Origin of the sequence: Thalassospira lucentensis MCCC 1A00383 = DSM 14000 (assembly GCF_000421265.1) — a bacterium.
Taxonomy (GTDB): domain Bacteria; phylum Pseudomonadota; class Alphaproteobacteria; order Rhodospirillales; family Thalassospiraceae; genus Thalassospira; species Thalassospira lucentensis.
The window spans coordinates 14,314-34,128 of the sequence record NZ_ATWN01000011.1; the positions used below are offsets into that span (position 1 = coordinate 14,314).

The following is a 19,815-nucleotide window of genomic DNA, read 5'->3' on the forward strand; positions in this document are numbered from 1 at the left end:
AAATAATATTCGATTTTACCTTTTGTGACTGATTTGGCACCTTGGTTTTAAGGCGATGCCGGGCCAAAATCCCGATCCCCGATCCGCTCCTGACCCGAGGTCCGGTATCGCCTGACTTACTTTCCCTCAGCCATACCACCCAACGAAATCATCCCCGCACGCCATCAGACCGGACGCACAAACGAACGTCGAATATCGTCGATTACGGGTCGTAAAAAACACCCATCCGCATGATCATTGATCAGTCCCATGGCTTGCATGAAGGCAAAGACGGTGGTTGGACCAACAAATTTCCATCCGCGCTTTTTTAAATCCTTGGACAAGGCAATGGATGTTGGGGACGTCGACATCGTTTGTGGAATGGCAACCTCATCAGCGTCTGGTTCAAATCGCCAGAAATAGGCTGCCAGTGATCCTTCGCGTTCGATCATTTCACAGGCGCGTTTGGCATTATTGATGGCCGCTTCGATCTTGCCGCGATGTCGAATGATACCTGCATCTTGCAACAATCGTTCGACATCTTTGTCATCAAACGCTGCAAGCTTGTGAAAATCAAAACCCTCAAACGCCGCGCGAAAGTTCTCACGTTTGGTCAGGATCGTGCGCCAGCTTAATCCCGACTGAAATCCTTCCAGACAGATTTTCTCAAACAGCCGCCGGTCATCGGTTACCGGAAAGCCCCATTCCGTGTCGTGATAAGCGTTGAATTCCGGCGCAGAATCGCACCATGCACAACGGCACTTTCCGTCCGCACCGATTGTTGTTTTGCTCATGACTCACCCCATCAGAAAGTTAAGGCGTTCATCTGCCCGCGCCGGTGTGATCTCAAGAATTTCCGCCGTTACAATCCCTTCAACAACAAACGGATCATTCTTGACGCGGGCTTCAAGCGCATCGCGCGCTATAGCATGTGCAAGGATCGCACCGCCCATATTGGGCTGCAAACTTCCCACCATAAGAAACACCCCGTCATCAAACCCCTGCTTGATCCAGGCCTTATGCCCATCCATGAATTCGGGCGCCCTTGCACGGTGCTCCGCAAACCTCAAAAAGACAGTGAACATGGTTTTCTCCCTGTTTTAATCATTAATATCAACGGAATGAGGGTGTGGTGTACAGTTAGGTCAGTACTTTCCAATCGACGCTATCTGTTCATCAAGCCAGAGACACATCAGCTCCACTTCGCTGCGCAAGAAGGCATCATCGTTAAAGGCATTGGCGAGGGTTGCCACACCCTGACTGCGACCAAGAATGTGCATCGCAAGAAAATCTGACCTTCCAGCAAATCCCAGCCGCTCGAATTGCCGACTGAGCCAGCTTCGAAACAGGGTAAAGAGCGATGCGGCATCGCTTTGTGCAGCATGGTTCAGTTTCGCCAGCTCTGATGACAGCGTTCCAACCGGACACCCGAATTTTCGGATTTTCTCGCCGTTGACGATCAGGATGTGGATGAAACTACGGATGCGGTCCGCCGGGTCACCACCCTCAATCTCCCAACGATCAAGCATCTGTTCGGTATTGGCCAAACGATGGTTGATAACGCCATCAAGGATGTCGTCCTTGGTTTTGAAATGGTGGTAAAAATTTCCCCGCGAGATACCGACAGCCAATGCAATATCGGCAAACGAAGTCGCCTCAAACCCCTGTTGATAAAACAGAATATCCGCTGTTTCGATGATCCGGTCCCGGGTCGCGATAGCCATTCGAAAATTCCTAACCAACTCATACCTGCAATGAGTGCCTGATGCCCTTAACTCACAGTCACCAGCATTACCCGCCTAGGACAATCGCCCTAAACGCAAAATTAGGTCAAATGTCCTAATTTGTCAATTCCACATAATGAAAGCCTCGTCAGGTAAACTATCTGACGAGGCTTTTGATTAATAAAGACATGATATTTTAAGCTGAAACGGTCCTAATCCCGCCAGAAAGCCGGGAACAGCAGCACGAGAACGGTAAAGACTTCCAATCGCCCGATCAGCATCCCGATCGACATCAACCATTTCGCACCATCGGGCAATGTCGCGAAGTTTCCTGACGGCCCAACAATCGGACCAAGCCCCGGCCCCACATTGGCAATCGCGGTCCCGGCACTGGAAACAGCCGTGATGAAATCAAGCCCCATTGCACCAAGGCCCGCTGCCAACACGATAAAGCAGAAAACAAACAGAAAGAAGAAGCTCAGGACAGATTCAGTAACGTCTTCGGACAGCGGTTTACGGTTATAATAGGCAATGAAAACGCCATGCGGACGTAGCATGTGTGACAGCTGAATTTTTGCGATTTCATACAAAACCTGCAGGCGGAAAATCTTCACCCCGCATGTGGTCGATCCGGCACAGCCACCGATAAACATCACAAAGAAAAATACCGTGACAGCAAACGGGCCCCAAAGTCCGTAATCGGTCGTCGCATAGCCCGTTCCGGTCATGACTGACACAATGTTGAACGACGTATAGCGCAACGCGGTCAGGAATGGCACGGCATTGGTTTCCGAATGCCAAAAGGCTAGACCGAGAATGATCGAAGACGCGATGGTGATGAACCAGCGTACCTGACTATCACGAAACAGCGCTCTGCCGCGGCCGCGCAACATCTGAAGATACAAAATGAATGGCAACGCCCCCGTCGCCATGCCAAGGGTGATGATGACATCAATCGCGGCACTATCGAAATGCCCAACCGATGCATCCTTGGTCGAAAACCCGCCAGTGGCAATCGTCGTCATCGCATGGGCAATCGCATCAAATTGCGACATCCCCGCCCACCAAAGCATGATGGCCCAAAGCGCGGTAAAGCTAAGGTATAGAACCGCAATACCCATGGCAATCTGGGTTGCACGCGGAAAGGCCTTATCGGATTTGTCGGAGTTTTCCATGCGGAAAAGCTGCATACCACCAACACGCAGCATCGGCATAACGGCAATCGCCATCACAATGATCCCGATCCCGCCAAGCCATTGCAAAAGCGCACGCCACAATAAAATCCCCTGCGGGGCAGTATCAAGACCGACAATCACCGTCGATCCCGTGGTTGAAATGCCTGACATCGCTTCAAAAAATGCATCGGTGTAGGACATATCAAGATCAGAAAAGGCAAACGGCAAGGCCGATGCCGCCGTGAGAACCAGCCAACTTAACGTCGTCAGGATAAAGGCCTGACGCGAGTTGATTTTAAGGTTCTCCATCCGGTTCATCATGATCAGCGCGCCGCCCACAAACAGCGATACAAAGGATGCTGCCGAAAACACGAGCCAGTCCGACTGACCATAATAAAGGTCAACCAGTGCCGGAACGAACATGCCCACTGCCAGCGTACAAAGCAGAATGCCGATGATGAAAAGAATGGGACGGAAATCGATCAATGAAACGCCTCTTGGCATGTTTACCGCGCTGTTCTACCGCATGGGCAGGACAGCCTGATGTCTTTGCTGTTGTATCTTGCCAGAGCACTGCATACCCGAAATTGCGGCTGTGATGTACCCTCTTCGTCACATGCTGCGGAATTCTTGGCACATGCGGGAAGAAAGTCCAGACCTTTTCAGTCATGTCTTTTGGGTCTGGCAGCACGACCATGCGTGGAAAACAGCCGTTTCTGGTTTGGCTTCACGTCTGATCACCGTTGTACTGACGATTGCCCGATCAGGCATCCGGCAGGCGAAGACTATTGTCCGCATCATGACAGCAAAGCCATTATTTTCCGATACTGATCGCATTAGACGCATATCATTTAAAATCAAGAGGATCTGAGCCCAATTGACTGACTGGGTAGTTTTTCGCATCCCCATGTTCCACCCCAACGACAATCGAGAAGCCAAACAAATTCGGACGATGCAATCGTGTTTAATTTGCCCTACATTACAAACGTCAAATTTGCCGCAGAGAACAAATTAACGGCGGCACAAGCCATTGCTTTCTTTGGGGGCTTTCCATTTTGGGAAAGAAATTATACTTCGCAATTGTCCTGTGTCTCCTGCTGGCGACCGGTTTTCTGACGACAAGTTTTGTCAGTTTCCATGTTGCGCGAGAATCTGTTGAAGAACAGATTTCCGAAACCACATTGCCCCTTACCAGCGACAACATTTATTCCGAAATACAGCGCGATCTTCTGCAGCCGATTTTCATTTCATCGCTGATGGCGCATGACACATTTGTCCGCGACTGGGCGTTGGCTGGTGAACAGGATAGCGATAAGATCATCAAGTATCTGGGTGAAATCCAAAACCGCTACGATACGATTACGTCGTATTTCATCTCCGAAAAAACCCGCAATTATTACCACCCGAGCGGGGTCATCAAAAAAATCAGTGAAGAAGACCCAGCTGACGTTTGGTATTTTCAGGCGCGCGACGACATCAAACCCTATGAAGTCAATATCGACAGCGATACCGTCGACCGGTCCCGCTTGACCATTTTCGTCAACTATCAGGTACGTGATTACGATGGGAATGTCATCGGCGTCACTGGCGTCGGATTGTCGCTGACAGCGGTCACAAACCTGATTGAAACCTATCAAAAGCGATATGGTCGCACGATCTATTTCGTCGACCGCGAAGGCAAAGTGACCCTTAACGGAAGTGGTTTTGGAACTGCGAATTCACTCCATGAACGTCGCGGCATGCGCTATCACGCGACCCAAATCTTGACCGCACCCGGGTCGTCGATTTCATATGAGGAAGACGGCGCAACTTACTTTGTCAACAGCCGCCTGGTCCCTGAATTTGGCTGGCTTCTGATCGTTGAACAAACCGATTTTGTCGCGAATGAGCGTATCCAGAACACGCTGCTGATCAATATTGCCATTTCACTTCTAATTACAGTTATCGTCGGACTCGCCGCCTATCTGACAATTCGAAATTATCAGAACCGCCTCGAAGAACTGGCATCACGCGACAAACTGACAGGCAGTTATAACCGGCAAGTGTTTGACATGCTTTTTGACACCACCCGGAAAAACTGCAAACGCCAGACAAAACCGCTGTCGGTGATGACTTTCGATCTTGATGACTTCAAGGGCATCAATGATGCTTATGGCCATCCGGGCGGGGATGCGGTCCTGCGTGAGGTCCTGACCAATATCCGGACCGCCGTGCGGGAGTCTGATATTGTTTGTCGCTGGGGTGGTGACGAGTTTGTTATTTTGTTCCCGGAGATGGATCGACAGGACGCGCTGACTAAGGCACGCGATCTGGCCGATCACGTCCGCAATTCACCCATACGGTTTGGTCGTGAAGAAATCACCATAACCATCAGTGCCGGTGTCACCGAATATCGTGACGGCGAAGACATCGATACCTTGATGATGCGGGTCGACAATGCGCTTTACACGGCCAAGGCGACTGGCCCGGATCATATTTCACTGGCATGATTTGACCGGTCCGCCCGATTATCGAAATCGATACAAAAAAACGGCCCCGATATTTCGGGGCCGTTTTGCATTCTCGTCCAAACCAGTTGGCTTAGTCCGCGATCGATGCTTCTGCGATCTGAACTGCGTTCAAAGCCGCACCTTTGAGCAACTGATCACCGGCAACAAAAAGTTCCAGACCATGATCGCCAAAGATCAGGTTCGTACGGATACGACCCACCTCGACGTCATACTGTTCTGTCGCGGTCAACGGCATCGGGTATTTGTTGTTGGCCGGATCATCAACAAGCTTCACACCCTTGGCTTTCGCCAGCACTTCACGCGCCGCATCCGGGGTGACAACCTTTTCGGTTTCAATCACGATGGACTCGGAATGGGTACGCTCGGTCGGGATACGCACCGCCGTGCATGAAATCGGCAGATCAGGTGTGCCAAAGATTTTCCGGGTTTCCCAGGTTACCTTCATTTCTTCACGGGTGTAGCCATTTTCCTGGAAGGTATCGATGTGCGGAATGACGTTGAACGCCAGCGGCGAAGAAAACACCTCAGCGGGGATCGGCTTACCTGCCAAACCGGCAGCAAGCCCTTCACGCAGCTCGTTCATACCCGGTTGCCCGGACCCCGAAGCGGCCTGATAGGTTGAAACGATGACTTTCTTCAAGCCAAACGCCTGATGCAGCGGCCAAAGCGCCACGGCAGCAATCGCCGTGGTGCAATTTGGGTTCGCAATCAGCTTTGCGGTTTTGGCCAGATGGCCATTGATTTCAGGCACGATCAGCGGAACATCGTCATTCAAACGGAATGCCGAGGAGTTATCAATTACCAACGCACCTTCGGCAATCTTCGGCCCATATTCCTTGGCAAAATCACCCGACACAGCGAGGAAGACAATGTCACACTGTTTGGCTTCTTCGACAGAAAACAGCGCGACGGTTTTAGTGCCGAACTTAGTCTCCACGGTCTTGCCTGCGGAACGCTCGGACGCGAACAGGGTGAGTTCACCTACAGGGAAGTTACGATCAAACATAACGTTGATCAGCTCGACGCCAACCGCACCGGTTGCGCCGATTACACCGACATGGAGATTTTCGGCACTCATAATAATTGTCTAACCTCGTATAAAAATTGCTGTCATATTCGACCACCGCGATCCATCGCGGGCCGCGCATTATAGGGATTTATCAAGCGAAGGCAAATCTACCTTGCCGCATCGCACATATGCTGCGGGGATGTCTGGTATAGAACGTGATGCTGATCGGATTGTTCCACGACATATTTAAGGTCAGACGGCGAAAACCGCCGGTTAAAACCTAGTCGCGCCAGAAGGACGGCATCAAGAGCACCAGCAGGGTTTCAAATTCCAGCCGACCAAGGATCATCGCAACATCAAGAATCCATTTAGCCGAATCGGGCAGTGCCTGGAAGTTACCAGCCGGTCCGATAATATTGCCAAGTCCCGGGCCAACGTTGGCAAGTGCTGTTGCCGCCGCACTCATCGACGTGATCAGATCAAGTCCGGTTAACCCAAGTGCGACCGTTACCACCATATAGCTCAACGCCAAAAGACAGACATAGACCGTCACGGCATTGAAAATATCCGAGGTGATCTCGTGGCGATCAATACGACTGACCACGACTGCTGACGGGCTGCGCAACCGCATGAAATGCGCCTGAAGCCCGGTGAAAATCACATACAGACGGAACATCTTGAACCCGCCCGCTGTCGACCCCGAACACCCGCCAATAAAAGTTGCAAAGAAAAACAGCATCACCGCTGCCGGCCCCCACAACAGATAATCACCCGACGCAAACCCCGTCGTTGTAATCACCGACACAAGGTTAAAGGCCGCCATGGTCAGTGACCGGAAAATGCTGTCATCTGAAATCTGCGCCAGTCGGAACGTCAAAAGCAGGGTAAAAACCGTGATGATCAGGCCGAACAGCTTAATCTGCTGATTGCCAATGATTGCGCCTATTTTGCGTTTACGGATCAAAACCGCATAGGCGGTAAAGGGCAAGGCCCCCGCACACATGAAAACAACCCCGACCCAATGCAGGGCCAGGTTGGAATCGAACTTTGCAAAAGACATATCCGACGTCGAATAGCCCCCCGTCGCAAGGGTCGTCATGCCGTGGTTGATGGCATCGAACCATGTCATGCCAAAGAACCGGTAAAGCAACATGCAGATGACGCTCAACGAGACATAAATCAGCACAATCTGCATGCACATGTCGCGTATGCGCGGGCTGAGTTTTTCTGAACGGTCCGAACTTTCCATCTGGAAAAGCTGCATCCCGCCAACACGCATCATCGGCAAAAGCGCTAATGCGGTAACAATGATCCCGATCCCGCCAAGCCATTGCATGATCGAACGCCACACCAGCAAACCCGGCGGCATTTGATCAAGGCCAGACAGAACCGTCGATCCGGTTGTTGTCAGACCGGAAACCGTTTCAAACACCGCGTCACAAAAGCTGATATCAAGCGATGAATACCACAGTGGCAATGCCCCGGTCAGGCTGACCGCAATCCATGACACGACAGTCAGGACATAGCCCTGGCGTGATGTCACGCGTGGCCCGATATCGGATCGACAGGCAAGGCACGCCATTCCGCCCAAGCCGATGGTGGTCATCGAGGCTTGCGCAAAAATTCTCCAGTCGGGATTTCCGTAATACAAATCCACGGCCGCCGGCACCAGCATCGAAACACCGATGATAATGACCATGACCCCGACGACGAAAAAGATAGGTTGCAGACGAAACAAAGCCGCTTCCCTGACAGCTGGACCAAAATCCGCTTGTAGCGCCAAACGTCCGTAAATGCATCCGGTTATTGGATAAGCCCTGACGGAATGACATCCCCTCAGTCCATCAAGGTCATTATTTCGCCGTTGTTTTTAGATGTTCTGTTGGTCTGTCTGATGTGCCATCCTTGCGATACTTGGGGTCTGACCCAACTGCCAACATACCGAGGTTTGCTTGAAACGCTTTTCCCACCTGATTGTCTTGATTGCCGTACCCGCATTATTTGCACTTGCAGTTTACCTGCAGGATAAACCGGTTAACGCTGCCGGGGACAAAATTGCAAAGACCGGCGAGATGGCACTAAAGGCCGAAGGCCGGGACATACAGGTGATTGATGGCGATACGATCATGATCAATGGCAAGGTTGTCGACATCGCAGGAATGGATGCTCCTGAACTCGGCCAACAGTGCCGTCATAATGGCACCTTCCAGGATTGTGGTATGTCATCGGCCATGCAATTGCGCAAATATTTCGCCATGGCCCCCTTCACCGTCCAATGCTGGCCCGGTGACCCGGAACGTTCAGAAAAAGAAGGCGACTTCCCGATTGTTGAATGTGGCATTGGCGAACGGGACGTGGCTGCGGCCATGATTACCGACGGCGAAGCCTTGCCAATACCGGGCTATTCACACCGCTATGACAGCCTATCGACCGAAGCCGACAATGCCAAAATCGGCCTCCATGGCGACGATATGATCGCCCCGATAGACTGGCGGGACGGCAAACGCCTTGATGGTGAAAATGGCCACTGCCTTTATCGGACTGAGGGGGCAAACAATTATATCGGGCCCCTTGATCCCCGTTTCGCCGATAGCACCGCCAAAGAAGACAGCATCAAGATTTGCAGCGATGAAGAAGCGCGCGACAAAAACCTCGTCTATCTGGCACCTGCACCATAAGCCGCATCTTGTCCTGACGGGCCAATACCAGTGCACAGTCTTCAAGTGTACTCTTTCAAATTTTTCCGGAAATTTGAATCCCTCTGCATCCTTCTGCTGGGGCTTGCGTCTTCCTAGATATTACATCGATGTCACAGGAGACACACAATGCGCCTGCAACTTGCCCTGAACGTTCAAAACCTTGATCGCGCAATTGCGTTTTATAGCGATATGTTCGCAACCTCGGTCCACAAACAACGTGACGGCTATGCTAATTTTGAAATTACTCATCCGCCGCTAAAACTTGTTTTGTTTGAAAACGCCAACGCACCAGAGAACCTCAACCACATTGGGGTTGAATGCGAAACTGTCGACGAATTTTCTCAAACCGCAACGCGTCTCACCAACAGTGATCTTGCAACAAGTGAGGTTACTCAAACCGGGTGTTGCCACGCCAAACAAGACAAGTTCTGGACGACGGAACCAGACGGACTGTCATGGGAATGGTATCGTATCCTTGATGATGATCCCAAAGACGGAACACAGAATACAAATTCGTCGATGGTCGGTTGTTGTGACCAACAACCAAAGAAGGCGTCAAACCCCAATCAGGTATGTTGTGCGTAAAGACCAATGAAATTCGCATCCTCACACCATAGTTCCGCTGACTGGCAGGCCCTTCAAAAGGGCCTGCACCGGTTTGTCCAAACCCGTGTCCCTGTCAATGAGGTAGAGGATGTCGTTTCCGACATCCTAGAAGCGATCATCCGCACCCAGTCAACGCTTAGTACTGCAAGTAATCCGTCAGCTTGGGTCTACGCTGTCGCGCGCAGTAAAATCGTTGATTTTTATCGCCGACAAAGTCGCAAACGCTCCACAACCAACAATCTTCAAAGTGATCCAACATGGTATGGACACGCTGAAATGATCCCGGTCGATACACAGCCTGATGAAGCCGATCTAAGCGCATGCCTGTCAGATATTATTTCGGGCATGGACGATGACGACCAAAATATTCTGACCGAGATTGACCTGAAACGAACCCGTCAAACAGAGTTTTCCGCACGTCATGCAATCAGATTGCCTACGGTTAAGTCACGCGTTCAACGTGCCCGCAAACGTTTGCGAAACCGTCTGATAGCATGCTGTCCCGATGGCACGTCAGATGGCTGTGGCAACACATGCCAAAGCAATACGACCTGCGCGACAAACTAATACAGAAAGTGACGGTGGAAAGCTTGGAGCGGGTGAAGGGAATCGAACCCTCGTATGCAGCTTGGGAAGCTGCCGTTCTACCATTGAACTACACCCGCTTGAGCGGGGCGTTTTATAGCCGTCTTTGTCGGGCGATGCAAGAACATCGCCCCCCGCCCAATCAATTAATTTACGGGGCTTGGCGCCATGATTACCCTTCAGGCATCATTCGCCAGATCGCACCTGTATGATCGTCCGAGATCAGGATCGATCCATCCACATAATGCTTCACATCCACCGGACGGCCGACAACTTCACCGTTGCTGCGTAAGAACCCACTTAAGAACGGATTCTCGACGCTTGGTTTGCCATTGCGAAACTCAACCCGAACGACCTTATACCCATCTGGAATGGTCCGGTTCCACGAACCATGCAGCGCCACAAGCGCATCTCCATCGTCAAACGCAAAACCAAGTGGCGCGTTATGGGCGTTAAAGGTAAATGCCGGGAAGGTAACCTCGTGCGGCACCGCCTCATCGTCAAATTGCGGGCTTCTTGTGTCACTGCCCGCATACCATGGATATCCAAAGAACTCCCCTGGCCCTGTAGCATGATTAAGCTCTTCTCGCGGGATGTCGTCCCCTAGCCGATCCCCACCATTATCGGTGAACCAAAGGTCACCTGTATCGGGATGGAACGTCAAACCAACCGAATTTCGAATGCCGCTTGCATAAACTTGCGGTGCACCACCATTCACCGGAATGGAAATAATTGTGCCTTCAAGGCCACTGACCTTGCAGATATTACACGGCGCGCCAACTGCAACAAACAAACGATCCCCATCAGGTGACAGTGCGGCATAACGCCAACCGTGATGGCTTTTATCCGGAAGATTGGTAAATAAAAGACGCGGACGACTAAGCTTTGTGCCATCAAACCCACTGAGGTCATAAGACACAATCCGGTGCTGATCGGCTACAAACAGGGTACCTGGCCGATAGGCAATGCCGTTGGCCTGTTTGAAATCATCCGCAATCAGATTGACCTCTTCACCAATCCCATCCTCATCTGCATCGCGCACGAAATACAGGTTGGAACCACGGGTGCCGACAAAAACACCCCCCAGTTCCGGTGCCACGGCCATTGTGCGCGCGTTACGTACTTCGGCAAACACCGACAATCGATATCCGGCCTCACCGGACAAAAGTGACTGTGTCCGGGTAACCCGTTCCGATACCTGCTGTGCGGATGATCCGATGGTTGTAAGTCCCGCGATACCGAAGACCAGAACGCCAAAACACAAACGCCCGGCCCACCGGGCCGCAAGACGGGCATGACGATGGAAGACCGGGCGTAATTCTGTGCGCATCCTGTATTCTCCTTGTCTGGGCCAACCAGCTACAAGGTAATACGGATACCTTTCAAAAGCCGATTAGCGGGCGCGTTCGGAAATCGGGGCGTTAACCGACAATTCCATATCCCACGGGAAGTAAATCCACGTATCCTGGGATACTTCCGTCACAAAGCTGTCGACGACTTCACGGCCAAGCGGCTTGGCATAAACAGTTGCGAAATGCGCTTTGGGCAGTTTTTCGCGAACAGCTTTGGCGGTTTTGCCGGTATCGACAAGATCATCAATGATCAGCATATCGGTACCGTCACCGTCGATGCCCTTAAGCCATTCCAGATCACCGCGGCTCTTGTCAGAGTAACTGCGAATACAAACGGTATCAATCAAGCGAATATCAAGTTCGCGTGCAATGATTGCAGCGGGCACCAGACCACCACGAGTAATCGCAATAATGCCCTTGTACGGGCCCTGTTCCAAAAGACGCCACGCCAAGGCACGTGCGTCTCTATGCATCTGTTCCCAGGAAACCGGGAAACCTTTGTTATAAGCTTCGCTCACAAGAATTCTCCTGCGCCAGATCTGTTGGCCAAAACGGGTTTATTCAGATCGTAATCGATGACACACCATTAAGGTCTGCTATCTACAAAATTAAGGCGCTTACCTACGCCTAGTCTGCGTCTATGGCAAGTTTTCGCTGTTTGCTTCATCCGGCACAAGGCCAACAAACATGCATTGTCGCAATTAATTTGCGCCGGGGGCATTCTTTCTCGCCTGCAATAACGTGGAAAAATCTGCTGACAGCTTTTCAACTGGCGTAGACCAATCTGCGGGCTTTTGTTGGCGGTAAATGCGCATGGACGGGTACCAAGGGCTATCAGCGCGATCAACCAACCAACGCCAATCCGTTGTGTAAAGTTGCAGCATCCAGACCGGAATTCCCATTGCGCCCGCCAAGTGGGCCGGTGCACTGTCGATACTGATGATCAGGTCCATCGCCTGCATCAAGGCAGCACTGTCGCCGAAATCATGGATGTGATCGCCAAGGTCAGTGACAAAGGCCGTGACGCCGATTTTTTCAATATCCGCGCGGCGATCATCGACTTGAAAACTGTAAAACGCGGCACCTTTGGCCGACAGGATCGGAAGCAGCGTATCAAGCGGGCAGGAACGGTCACGCGGATTAAGCTTACCCGCCCAAATCAACCCGACCTTAAGCACCGTGCCCGTCGGGGGGGCCAAACGCACTTGCTTTCCTTTGGGCGGAGACAGATACGGATCAGCGGAAATCTTTTTCAGGTCGGCTTCGCCAATGCCCAAAACATGTGGCAGGCTCAGCAGCGGCACATGCAGATCAAACTCCGGTAACGCACGCCCCTTTTCAACCACGGCTCCAACCCCTGATACCGTGCGCATGATCGGCATCAGTTCCTTACGGCACTCGACAATGATATGCGCCGCCCGTTTGGCAACCAACGGAATGAACCGGGCAAACTGGATCATGTCACCAAACCCCTGCTCGGCCCGCAGTAACAACCGCTTACCTCGCAAATCGCTTTTGCCATCCCATTCTGGCGCACTGTCGAGAGGACGGATAGGATTGTCGGCCAGTTGGCGGCGGGTTTCATACCCCGCCCATCCCTTGGCGTAATCCCCCAACGCCAGATGTGCGAGCGCACTGTCCCAATTGGCATCGACATACTCCGGGTCCATCGCCAATGCACGGTTGAAGTAGCCAAGTGCTTCTGAAAACTTGTTCAAATCACGATATACAAGACCAGTATTAAACGTATGCGACTTGATTGTATCATCAAGCTCAATCGCCTTTTTATGGGCGGCGAGTGCTTCGTCAAAGCGCATCATTTCACGCAGGCAGTTGCCCATATTCGACCATAGCCCGGCATTTTCCGGGCGCAGGTCCGCCGCCCGGCGATAAGCAATCAGGGCCGCTGCAAACCGTTTGCTCCGTCGCAGCGCCACACCAAGGTTATTCCAAACGTCTGGCTGGTCGGGGTTCTGACGCAAGGCTGCACTGTAAAGACGGATGGCATCATCAATTTGACCAGCCTGATGGGCCGCAAGCCCACGTTGGAACAGATCATTCACAACACGACGCTTTTGCACTAACGCCGTTTCAGGGTCAGTTTTCTTGCCATCTTGCACCGCCTTTTGCACGGTCTGAACATCGGGGACCGGTGACAGCGTGGTCTGAACCACCGCTGTTTCTTCTGATACTGTTTTTTTCGGTTGTGCCGGTTTCCGACTGGCCGGGCTTTTCGACGTTTTTTTAGTCGCCCGTTTCTTTGTTGTACTGGTTTTAGCCATCTACGTTCCCCCGCCCCAGATCATGACCAATCTGGACCCATTGCTTTTGCACAAGCAAGCCTCGCTTAAGGTGCCGCCAATTCACATCAAACCGAGTCGACAGCCCCGTACATATGAGCACCCTAGTATATTTTACCAAAAAATACCGCCTGATTGAGTGGATTTATCCAATTGAATTCCCCCAAACCGAATTATCGCCAAAACCATCGATTATTGTTTCGATAATGTGATCCTTTAGAGTAGCTTTTTGATTAAGAACAACCGTTGCACGAGAACGTGTGACGCCTTCCTGCCCCACGGCAGGCAACAAAAAAGTCGATTGGTTCAGTGGGTGCAAGCCTGAACAACAATTGGCCACAAAACCGATCAGCAAGAACAGTCGTCACCGGAAACGACACAGCTGACCGGGTATTTGGGGAAACTGGGTGTAAATGGCTTCAAAGGACGGGAGACCTTAAATGGCCGAACTAAAAAGATCCGGCACATCTGTCGGACGTAAAGTTATTCTCGTTATTGTTGCATTGCTGGTCGTCGGATTTGGCGCAATGATGACCATTCAGACCGTGTCACAGCGCAATGCTATGATTGAGATCATGTACAATGAATCGGTCGAAAAAACCGAAATGCTGTCGACCGCCGTTCAGCCCGGATTTATCGCGATGGATGGGGCATCCGTCGAAAAAGAATTTCGCAAGATCACCGATAAGGAAGGTTCACAGCTGGCAACACTGTCTGCGATCAATCCCAATGGCGATGCAATCGGTAGCTACCAGTCCGAAACCCTTCCCAAACATGACTTGACTGTGTTGATCGAACCTTATCTTGAGAAAATCGAGAATAAGGAAGTCATCAGCTTTATTTCTGACGATGCTGTTATCGTCGCATCCCCGATCACAAAATATTCCAAACGTCGCGACGCTGACATGTATCGTGGCATGCTGGTCACGGCCTGGAACCTTGATCGCGTTAATGCCGAGGTCAAACAGGCCGTCATTGTCCAACTGGCCCTTGCCACCGCCATCCTGATTGTCCTTCTGGGCGTCACATGGTTCGTTTTGCGCCAACAGATTTTGATCCCGATGGTGAAGATCAATGGCGCGATGGCGGCCCTTGCCGACGGCAACCTTGATATCAATGTTCCGGGTAGTCGCCGCAACGATGAAATCGGTCAGATGGCGTCATCGGTCGAAATCTTTAAGGAAAATGCCAAACGCGTTGCCCAGCTTGATCATGAGCGCGAAGAAGAACGTGCAAAATCAGAAGCCAACCGTCGGGACGCCATGGCAGGCCTTGCCGGACGGTTCGAACAAACCGTCATGGGGGTTGTTGACGGTGTTTCGGGTGCTTCGGGTGAAATGCAACAAGTTGCCCAAACCATGGTCGCGGCCGTTCAACAAAACGAAGCCGGATCACAGGCCGTTGTTGCTGCGGTTGAGCAAGCCAATCACAGCGTTGAAACTGTCGCCAGTGCGGCCGAACAACTTGCGATGTCCATTCGCGACATCAGCGCACGGGTAAATGAAACATCCAACATCACGGCAAACGCCAGTACCGAAGCCAACCGCGTGAACCAAATGGTGCAGGGGCTTGATGTTTCGGCACAGAAAGTCGGTGAAGTCGTCCAAATCATTCAGGCCATCGCCGAACAAACCAACCTTCTGGCCCTGAATGCGACGATCGAAGCCGCGCGTGCCGGTGATGCTGGCAAGGGCTTTGCCGTGGTCGCGAACGAGGTCAAAAACCTTGCCAACCAGACTGCGCGCGCGACCGAGGATATCTCGGCACAGATTTCCGGCATTCAGGGATCAACACAGGACGCTGTCGGTGCCATTGATGGCATCACCAGCATCATTTCCAACTTAAATGAAATCGCAACCGAAGTTGCGGCGGCTGTGCAAGAACAAGGTCAGGCAACCACCGAGATTTCAAACTCGGTTCAGCAGGCTGTTCAAAGCACGCAGGAAGTCACCAACCATATCCACGAGATGCAAGCTGCCGCCCGTCAAACCGGGGAGGCAGCACATCAGGTGCTTGGCGCCTCTGATAAGCTCAACACCCAATCGGGTACGCTGCGCGACGAAGTTGGCAACTTCCTTGCCGAGGTTCGCGAAAGCTAACCAAATATCTGCATTAAAAAGAAACCGCCGCCCGGCTTGTCCGTGGTGGCGTTTTCTTTTGTGTCCTGCGTATTCTTGGGGCTGATGACATTCCAGCCAAGCCGTTCTTGAACCCCGCTGCTATCGCAGGGGTTTTCGGGCTTTAGCCCCCTCATCAACCCGCATCATCATAAGGTCATCAAGGTCTTCATACCCATGCTGTCGATACAACGGCTGCATATCATGGGTCGCCAGAAGCCAGCGTTTTACCCGCGCCAAATCGGAATGCGCATGCAAGGCATCGATCATCTTTGCCGCAATACCCCGCCGACGGTAATCGGGATCAACAAAAACATCCGCGACATAGGCAATCGCGATCAAATCACTGACCACCCGGGCGAACCCGACCTGTTTACCGTCGCAATAAGCCCCAACCGGCACCGACATCTCAACGGATTTATCAAACTCGCCGCGTGTGCGTCCACCTCCCCAATAGGAATTGGCGATCACGTGATAGCAATAAGCATGGTCAATACGCACACGGTCCGTGCTGATTTCCACCATGCTGTCTTGCTCAGCCATCAGATACGTCCTGTTTTAAATATTATTTTAGGAAAACTGCCGCACCCAATGCGGCAATCGCCACCCAAAGAATTAAGGTATGGCGCGAAAACCCATTGCTTTTGCCCTGACCATTTGACGCTTTTCCACGCATGGCGGCAATCGTATCAGGATGCAGGCGAAGTCCCTGATCGGTAAAGACCGAAGACGCCTGTTCAGCGGCCTCAAGCACACGCGGCAACCGACGCAACATCGAACCGGCCTGCAGGGTCGCTTCCTTGATCTTGGCTTCCGGACCAAGGTTCTCGCGCATCCATTCCTCGATCAATGGCCGGGACAATTCCCACATATTCTCATTCGGGCTGAGAATGCGCGAAAGCCCCTCGGCAACGATCATGGTTTTCTGCAACATCAACAACTGTGGCTGGGTTTCCATGCCAAATTGTTCGGTGACCTGAAACAGTTGCCCCAGCAAACGCCCAACCGAAATATCGGCCAGTTCCTTGCCCAAAATCGGCTCACCAATCGAACGGCAGGCCTGCTGGAAGTTTTCAAGCGACTGATTACGCGGAACGTAGCCAGCTTCAAAATGCACTTCTGCCACACGATGATAATCGCGGGTCAAAAAGCCCAAAAGCATCTCGGCCAGATACAGGCGTGTTTGTTTATCAACACGGCCCATAATGCCGAAATCAACGACGCTAACCTGTCCGGTTTCATCAACAAACAAATTGCCCGGATGCATGTCGGCATGGAAAAAACCGTCACGGAATACTTGCTGGAAAAAGGCACCTGCAGCCTTTGCCAACAAGGCCGAACGATCAACACCCATACGGTCAAGGGCTTCGACATTATCGATCCGAACCCCTTTGACCCGCTCCATGGTCATGACATGTTCGGCGGTCCGTTCCCAATCAATCTGGGGAATGTAATAGGTCGGATCACTGTCGAAATTATCACGAAATTCCGAGGCAGCCGCCGCTTCAAAACGCAGATCCATTTCAAGATGGACGCTGTCTTCCAGCGCCTTGACTGTTTCAATCGGTTTGAGACGACGCAAACGCGGCTGGGTAAGCTCGACAATCTCTGCAACCCAGTAAAACAGATCAAGATCACGGGCAAAGCGCACCTTGATATCCGGGCGCAGAACCTTAACCGCCACTTCGCGCCCATCGGGCGTGGTGGCAAAATGCACCTGCGCAATTGACGCCGCTGCAACCGGCTCATCATCAAACTGATCAAACAAAACATCGAACGGTTCGGCCAGTTGTTCGGTGATGATGCGCTTGGCAATTTTTACTGAAAATGGCGGCAGACGGTCCTGCAAGGAAGACAAATCAGCAGCCACATCATCCCCGATCAGATCGGATCTGGTGGCAAGTGTTTGACCAAGCTTGATAAAGGCCGGACCAAGTTCTTCAAGTGCACGCGCAAGACGGCGTCCCGGCGGCAAATCTGATCGGCGTGAAAAGGGTGCTGTCAGGCGGGCAAAAAAGGCAAGTAGTTTGCCACCCGGGACAAGGGCCAACGGAAACAGCGCATCATGGCGCGCCAAGGTCCGTGCCATGCCAAGCAGGCGAAAACTGTTCCGAACAAACCGGATCATTCGTTACTGTTCCTCAAACCCGCCAGCCGGAATGGATTGCAGCAATTCCACCCGACAGATTGCGATATTTCACCCGTTCAAACCCGGCATCACGGATCATCGACGCAAAAGTTTCTTGATCGGGGAATTGGCGAATGCTTTCGGCAAGATACTGATACGCCTCGCGGTTGCCCGCAATCATCCGACCAATTTCCGGCAGAAGCTTGAACGAATAGGTATCATAAAGCTTATCAAACCCCGGCACGACGACCTTGGAAAACTCAAGACACTGAAACTTCCCACCCGGACGTAACACCCGGTAGGCTTCTGAAAGGGCTTCGGTAATACGGGTCACATTGCGAATGCCAAAGGCAATTGTATAGGCATCAACCGACTGATCGGGGATCGGCAATTTCTGCGCGTCACCAACGGTCCAGTTGATGTTTTGCAAGATGCCGTGATCCGCCGCACGGTCGCGCCCGACATGCAACATTTCATAGTTGATATCACAGACCGTAACCGCCCCGCCGCCGTTTTTGAGGAACCGAAACGCGATATCACCCGTCCCACCGGCAACGTCGAGCAATTTCATGCCCGGGCGCGGCTTTAGCTCGTTAATGAACGAGTCTTTCCACAGCCGGTGAACGCCGCCGCTCATCAGATCGTTCATCAAGTCATATTTGGACGCGACAGTGTCGAAAACCTCGCGCACCATAGATGCCTTCTGGTTTTCAGGGACATCCCGGAAACCAAAGTGGGTTGTGTTTTCGCCGTTTTCGCCCGCGGCAGGGTCTGTATTCTTGCTCATGGGCGGAAAATAGCGCAGCAAAGGCATTCCTGCCAGTGCAAAGCCACGTAAAATTGTAAATATCCTGTTGGACTACGGTGCTTTCTGCTAATGGAAAGCATGGGTGCTAAGATGCCCCCTTATGAATTGCGTGACGACAAGACAGGATGCCCCAATGAGTTGCATGGTAAAAATCTGCGGGATCAACAGTGAAGACGCCCTGATTGCGGCCATGAGTGCCGGGGCAGATGCCTTGGGTTATGTCTTTTTCCCACCAAGCCCGCGACATATATCGCTCAAAGGGGCCACCACCCTGACCAAGCAGGTCCCCAACAGCATCCTCAAGGTAGGCCTGTTTGTTGAAGCCGGCGACGAAGCCCTGCAAACCGCGATTGAGGCAGGTAACCTTGACGTCATTCAACTGCACGGCAAAGAAAGCCCCGAACGTGTGACCGAGGTCAAGCTACGCTTTGGCCTGAAAGTCATGAAGGCAATCTCGGTCAGCACCGCAGACGACATCGACAAAGCCCAGTCTGACTATGACGGCATTGCCGATTTCCTGTTGTTTGATGCCAAACCACCCAAGGACAGCGTCCTTCCGGGTGGAAATGCAGTGTCCTTTGACTGGACGTTGTTAACCGGACGCCATTTCAAAAGCGACTGGATGCTGGCCGGTGGCCTTAACCCCGATAATGTTGCCGAGGCCATCAAAATTTCCGGCGCACCATGGGCGGATGTTTCATCGGGTGTCGAAAAGACAAAGGGTGTGAAGGATGCACGTAAGATTGCTGACTTCATCCATGCGGCCAAGGGCTACTAACCCCTTGGGGTCTATGCTTAACCTTTTCTGAAACGATTGGCGCGA

General features: G+C 52.1%; 19 protein-coding genes and 1 tRNA gene. 7 read left to right on the top strand and 13 right to left on the bottom strand.

From position 1 onward, the window contains the following. Positions 1-164: 164 nt before the first annotated feature. The 4 genes from K355_RS0119440 to K355_RS0119455 form a co-directional block, all read right to left on the bottom strand. A complete protein-coding gene (locus K355_RS0119440; RefSeq protein WP_022733833.1) occupies positions 165-773 on the bottom strand; it encodes a DNA-3-methyladenine glycosylase I in 609 nt (202 codons plus the stop codon). Positions 774-776: 3 nt separating this feature from the next. Beyond that, complete coding sequence (locus K355_RS0119445; protein ID WP_022733834.1) at positions 777-1,064, bottom strand: YciI family protein; 288 nt, start codon at positions 1,062-1,064, stop codon at positions 777-779. Positions 1,065-1,124: 60 nt separating this feature from the next. Continuing rightward, the gene (locus K355_RS0119450) at positions 1,125-1,703 is read right to left on the bottom strand and encodes a TetR/AcrR family transcriptional regulator (protein ID WP_022733835.1); all 579 of its coding nucleotides are present in this window, start codon (positions 1,701-1,703) and stop codon (positions 1,125-1,127) included. A gap of 212 nt (positions 1,704-1,915) precedes the next feature. Continuing rightward, positions 1,916-3,364 carry a TrkH family potassium uptake protein gene (locus K355_RS0119455; protein WP_022733836.1) on the bottom strand — a complete coding sequence of 483 codons (1,449 nt, stop codon included), beginning with the start codon at positions 3,362-3,364 and terminating at the stop codon, positions 1,916-1,918. A 151-nt stretch (positions 3,365-3,515) separates the two neighbouring features. On the opposite strand from K355_RS0119455, the gene K355_RS0119460 reads away from it, so the two are divergent. Both K355_RS0119460 and K355_RS0119465 read left to right on the top strand, forming a co-directional pair. After that, a complete protein-coding gene (locus K355_RS0119460) occupies positions 3,516-3,749 on the top strand; it encodes a hypothetical protein (protein ID WP_022733837.1) in 234 nt (77 codons plus the stop codon). A 184-nt stretch (positions 3,750-3,933) separates the two neighbouring features. Beyond that, a complete protein-coding gene (locus K355_RS0119465) occupies positions 3,934-5,367 on the top strand; it encodes a sensor domain-containing diguanylate cyclase (RefSeq protein WP_022733838.1) in 1,434 nt (477 codons plus the stop codon). Between the two features lie 91 nt (positions 5,368-5,458). Here K355_RS0119465 and K355_RS0119470 read toward each other — a convergent pair whose 3' ends face one another. Both K355_RS0119470 and K355_RS0119475 read right to left on the bottom strand, forming a co-directional pair. Next, positions 5,459-6,466, bottom strand: a complete 1,008-nt coding sequence (locus K355_RS0119470; RefSeq protein ID WP_022733839.1) for an aspartate-semialdehyde dehydrogenase — start codon at positions 6,464-6,466, stop codon at positions 5,459-5,461. A 211-nt stretch (positions 6,467-6,677) separates the two neighbouring features. Continuing rightward, positions 6,678-8,135 carry a TrkH family potassium uptake protein gene (locus K355_RS0119475; protein WP_022733840.1) on the bottom strand — a complete coding sequence of 486 codons (1,458 nt, stop codon included), beginning with the start codon at positions 8,133-8,135 and terminating at the stop codon, positions 6,678-6,680. 214 nt (positions 8,136-8,349) lie between these two features. Between K355_RS0119475 and K355_RS24505 the strand changes: the two genes are divergently transcribed. From K355_RS24505 to K355_RS0119490, 3 genes are all read left to right on the top strand, one after another. After that, positions 8,350-9,075, top strand: a complete 726-nt coding sequence (locus tag K355_RS24505; RefSeq protein ID WP_022733841.1) for a thermonuclease family protein — start codon at positions 8,350-8,352, stop codon at positions 9,073-9,075. Positions 9,076-9,222: 147 nt separating this feature from the next. Continuing rightward, positions 9,223-9,681 (top strand): ArsI/CadI family heavy metal resistance metalloenzyme, encoded by a 459-nt coding sequence (locus K355_RS0119485; RefSeq protein WP_022733842.1) that lies wholly within the window; start codon positions 9,223-9,225, stop codon positions 9,679-9,681. A 6-nt stretch (positions 9,682-9,687) separates the two neighbouring features. Further along, positions 9,688-10,269, top strand: a complete 582-nt coding sequence (locus tag K355_RS0119490; protein ID WP_022733843.1) for a sigma-70 family RNA polymerase sigma factor — start codon at positions 9,688-9,690, stop codon at positions 10,267-10,269. 24 nt (positions 10,270-10,293) lie between these two features. Here K355_RS0119490 and K355_RS0119495 read toward each other — a convergent pair. From K355_RS0119495 to K355_RS0119510, 4 genes are all read right to left on the bottom strand, one after another. After that, a tRNA-Gly gene (locus K355_RS0119495) sits at positions 10,294-10,367 on the bottom strand. A gap of 92 nt (positions 10,368-10,459) precedes the next feature. Then, on the bottom strand, positions 10,460-11,617 hold the full coding sequence (locus K355_RS0119500; RefSeq protein WP_022733844.1) for a PQQ-dependent sugar dehydrogenase: 1,158 nt from the start codon (positions 11,615-11,617) through the stop codon (positions 10,460-10,462). Between the two features lie 63 nt (positions 11,618-11,680). Next, a complete protein-coding gene (gpt, locus tag K355_RS0119505) occupies positions 11,681-12,157 on the bottom strand; it encodes a xanthine phosphoribosyltransferase (protein WP_022733845.1) in 477 nt (158 codons plus the stop codon). A gap of 183 nt (positions 12,158-12,340) precedes the next feature. Further along, entirely contained in the window at positions 12,341-13,921 is a 1,581-nt protein-coding gene (locus tag K355_RS0119510; protein ID WP_022733846.1) for a tetratricopeptide repeat protein, read from the bottom strand. Between the two features lie 458 nt (positions 13,922-14,379). Here K355_RS0119510 and K355_RS0119515 point away from each other — a divergent pair, with 458 nt between their 5' ends. Beyond that, on the top strand, positions 14,380-16,038 hold the full coding sequence (locus K355_RS0119515; protein ID WP_022733847.1) for a methyl-accepting chemotaxis protein: 1,659 nt from the start codon (positions 14,380-14,382) through the stop codon (positions 16,036-16,038). Positions 16,039-16,158: 120 nt separating this feature from the next. Here the strand turns inward: K355_RS0119515 and K355_RS0119520 are convergent, their stop codons facing one another. From K355_RS0119520 to ubiE, 3 genes are read right to left on the bottom strand one after another with little or no spacing between them, the layout of a single operon-like run. After that, positions 16,159-16,599: a GNAT family N-acetyltransferase gene (locus tag K355_RS0119520; RefSeq protein WP_022733848.1), complete on the bottom strand. Its 441-nt coding sequence runs from the start codon at positions 16,597-16,599 to the stop codon at positions 16,159-16,161. Between the two features lie 22 nt (positions 16,600-16,621). Next, the gene (gene ubiB, locus K355_RS0119525; RefSeq protein ID WP_022733849.1) at positions 16,622-18,184 is read right to left on the bottom strand and encodes a 2-polyprenylphenol 6-hydroxylase; all 1,563 of its coding nucleotides are present in this window, start codon (positions 18,182-18,184) and stop codon (positions 16,622-16,624) included. Positions 18,185-18,197: 13 nt separating this feature from the next. Beyond that, positions 18,198-18,971, bottom strand: a complete 774-nt coding sequence (gene ubiE / locus K355_RS0119530) for a bifunctional demethylmenaquinone methyltransferase/2-methoxy-6-polyprenyl-1,4-benzoquinol methylase UbiE (protein WP_028791776.1) — start codon at positions 18,969-18,971, stop codon at positions 18,198-18,200. A 154-nt stretch (positions 18,972-19,125) separates the two neighbouring features. Between ubiE and K355_RS0119535 the strand changes: the two genes are divergently transcribed. Beyond that, a complete protein-coding gene (locus K355_RS0119535; RefSeq protein WP_022733851.1) occupies positions 19,126-19,770 on the top strand; it encodes a phosphoribosylanthranilate isomerase in 645 nt (214 codons plus the stop codon). The last annotated feature ends 45 nt before the right edge of the window (positions 19,771-19,815 follow it).

What these genes read in the sequence shown, in the direction of transcription:
- K355_RS0119440 (WP_022733833.1), bottom strand. Translation starts at nt 773, where the DNA reads ATGAGCAAAACAACAATCGGTGCGGACGGAAAGTGCCGTTGTGCATGG.
- K355_RS0119445 (WP_022733834.1), bottom strand. Translation starts at nt 1,064, where the DNA reads ATGTTCACTGTCTTTTTGAGGTTTGCGGAGCACCGTGCAAGGGCGCCC.
- K355_RS0119450 (WP_022733835.1), bottom strand. Translation starts at nt 1,703, where the DNA reads ATGGCTATCGCGACCCGGGACCGGATCATCGAAACAGCGGATATTCTG.
- K355_RS0119460 (WP_022733837.1), top strand. Translation starts at nt 3,516, where the DNA reads ATGCGGGAAGAAAGTCCAGACCTTTTCAGTCATGTCTTTTGGGTCTGG.
- K355_RS0119470 (WP_022733839.1), bottom strand. Translation starts at nt 6,466, where the DNA reads ATGAGTGCCGAAAATCTCCATGTCGGTGTAATCGGCGCAACCGGTGCG.
- K355_RS0119485 (WP_022733842.1), top strand. Translation starts at nt 9,223, where the DNA reads ATGCGCCTGCAACTTGCCCTGAACGTTCAAAACCTTGATCGCGCAATT.
- K355_RS0119490 (WP_022733843.1), top strand. Translation starts at nt 9,688, where the DNA reads ATGAAATTCGCATCCTCACACCATAGTTCCGCTGACTGGCAGGCCCTT.
- K355_RS0119500 (WP_022733844.1), bottom strand. Translation starts at nt 11,617, where the DNA reads ATGCGCACAGAATTACGCCCGGTCTTCCATCGTCATGCCCGTCTTGCG.
- K355_RS0119510 (WP_022733846.1), bottom strand. Translation starts at nt 13,921, where the DNA reads ATGGCTAAAACCAGTACAACAAAGAAACGGGCGACTAAAAAAACGTCG.
- K355_RS0119515 (WP_022733847.1), top strand. Translation starts at nt 14,380, where the DNA reads ATGGCCGAACTAAAAAGATCCGGCACATCTGTCGGACGTAAAGTTATT.
- K355_RS0119520 (WP_022733848.1), bottom strand. Translation starts at nt 16,599, where the DNA reads ATGGCTGAGCAAGACAGCATGGTGGAAATCAGCACGGACCGTGTGCGT.
- ubiB (WP_022733849.1), bottom strand. Translation starts at nt 18,184, where the DNA reads ATGATCCGGTTTGTTCGGAACAGTTTTCGCCTGCTTGGCATGGCACGG.
- ubiE (WP_028791776.1), bottom strand. Translation starts at nt 18,971, where the DNA reads ATGAGCAAGAATACAGACCCTGCCGCGGGCGAAAACGGCGAAAACACA.
- K355_RS0119535 (WP_022733851.1), top strand. Translation starts at nt 19,126, where the DNA reads ATGAGTTGCATGGTAAAAATCTGCGGGATCAACAGTGAAGACGCCCTG.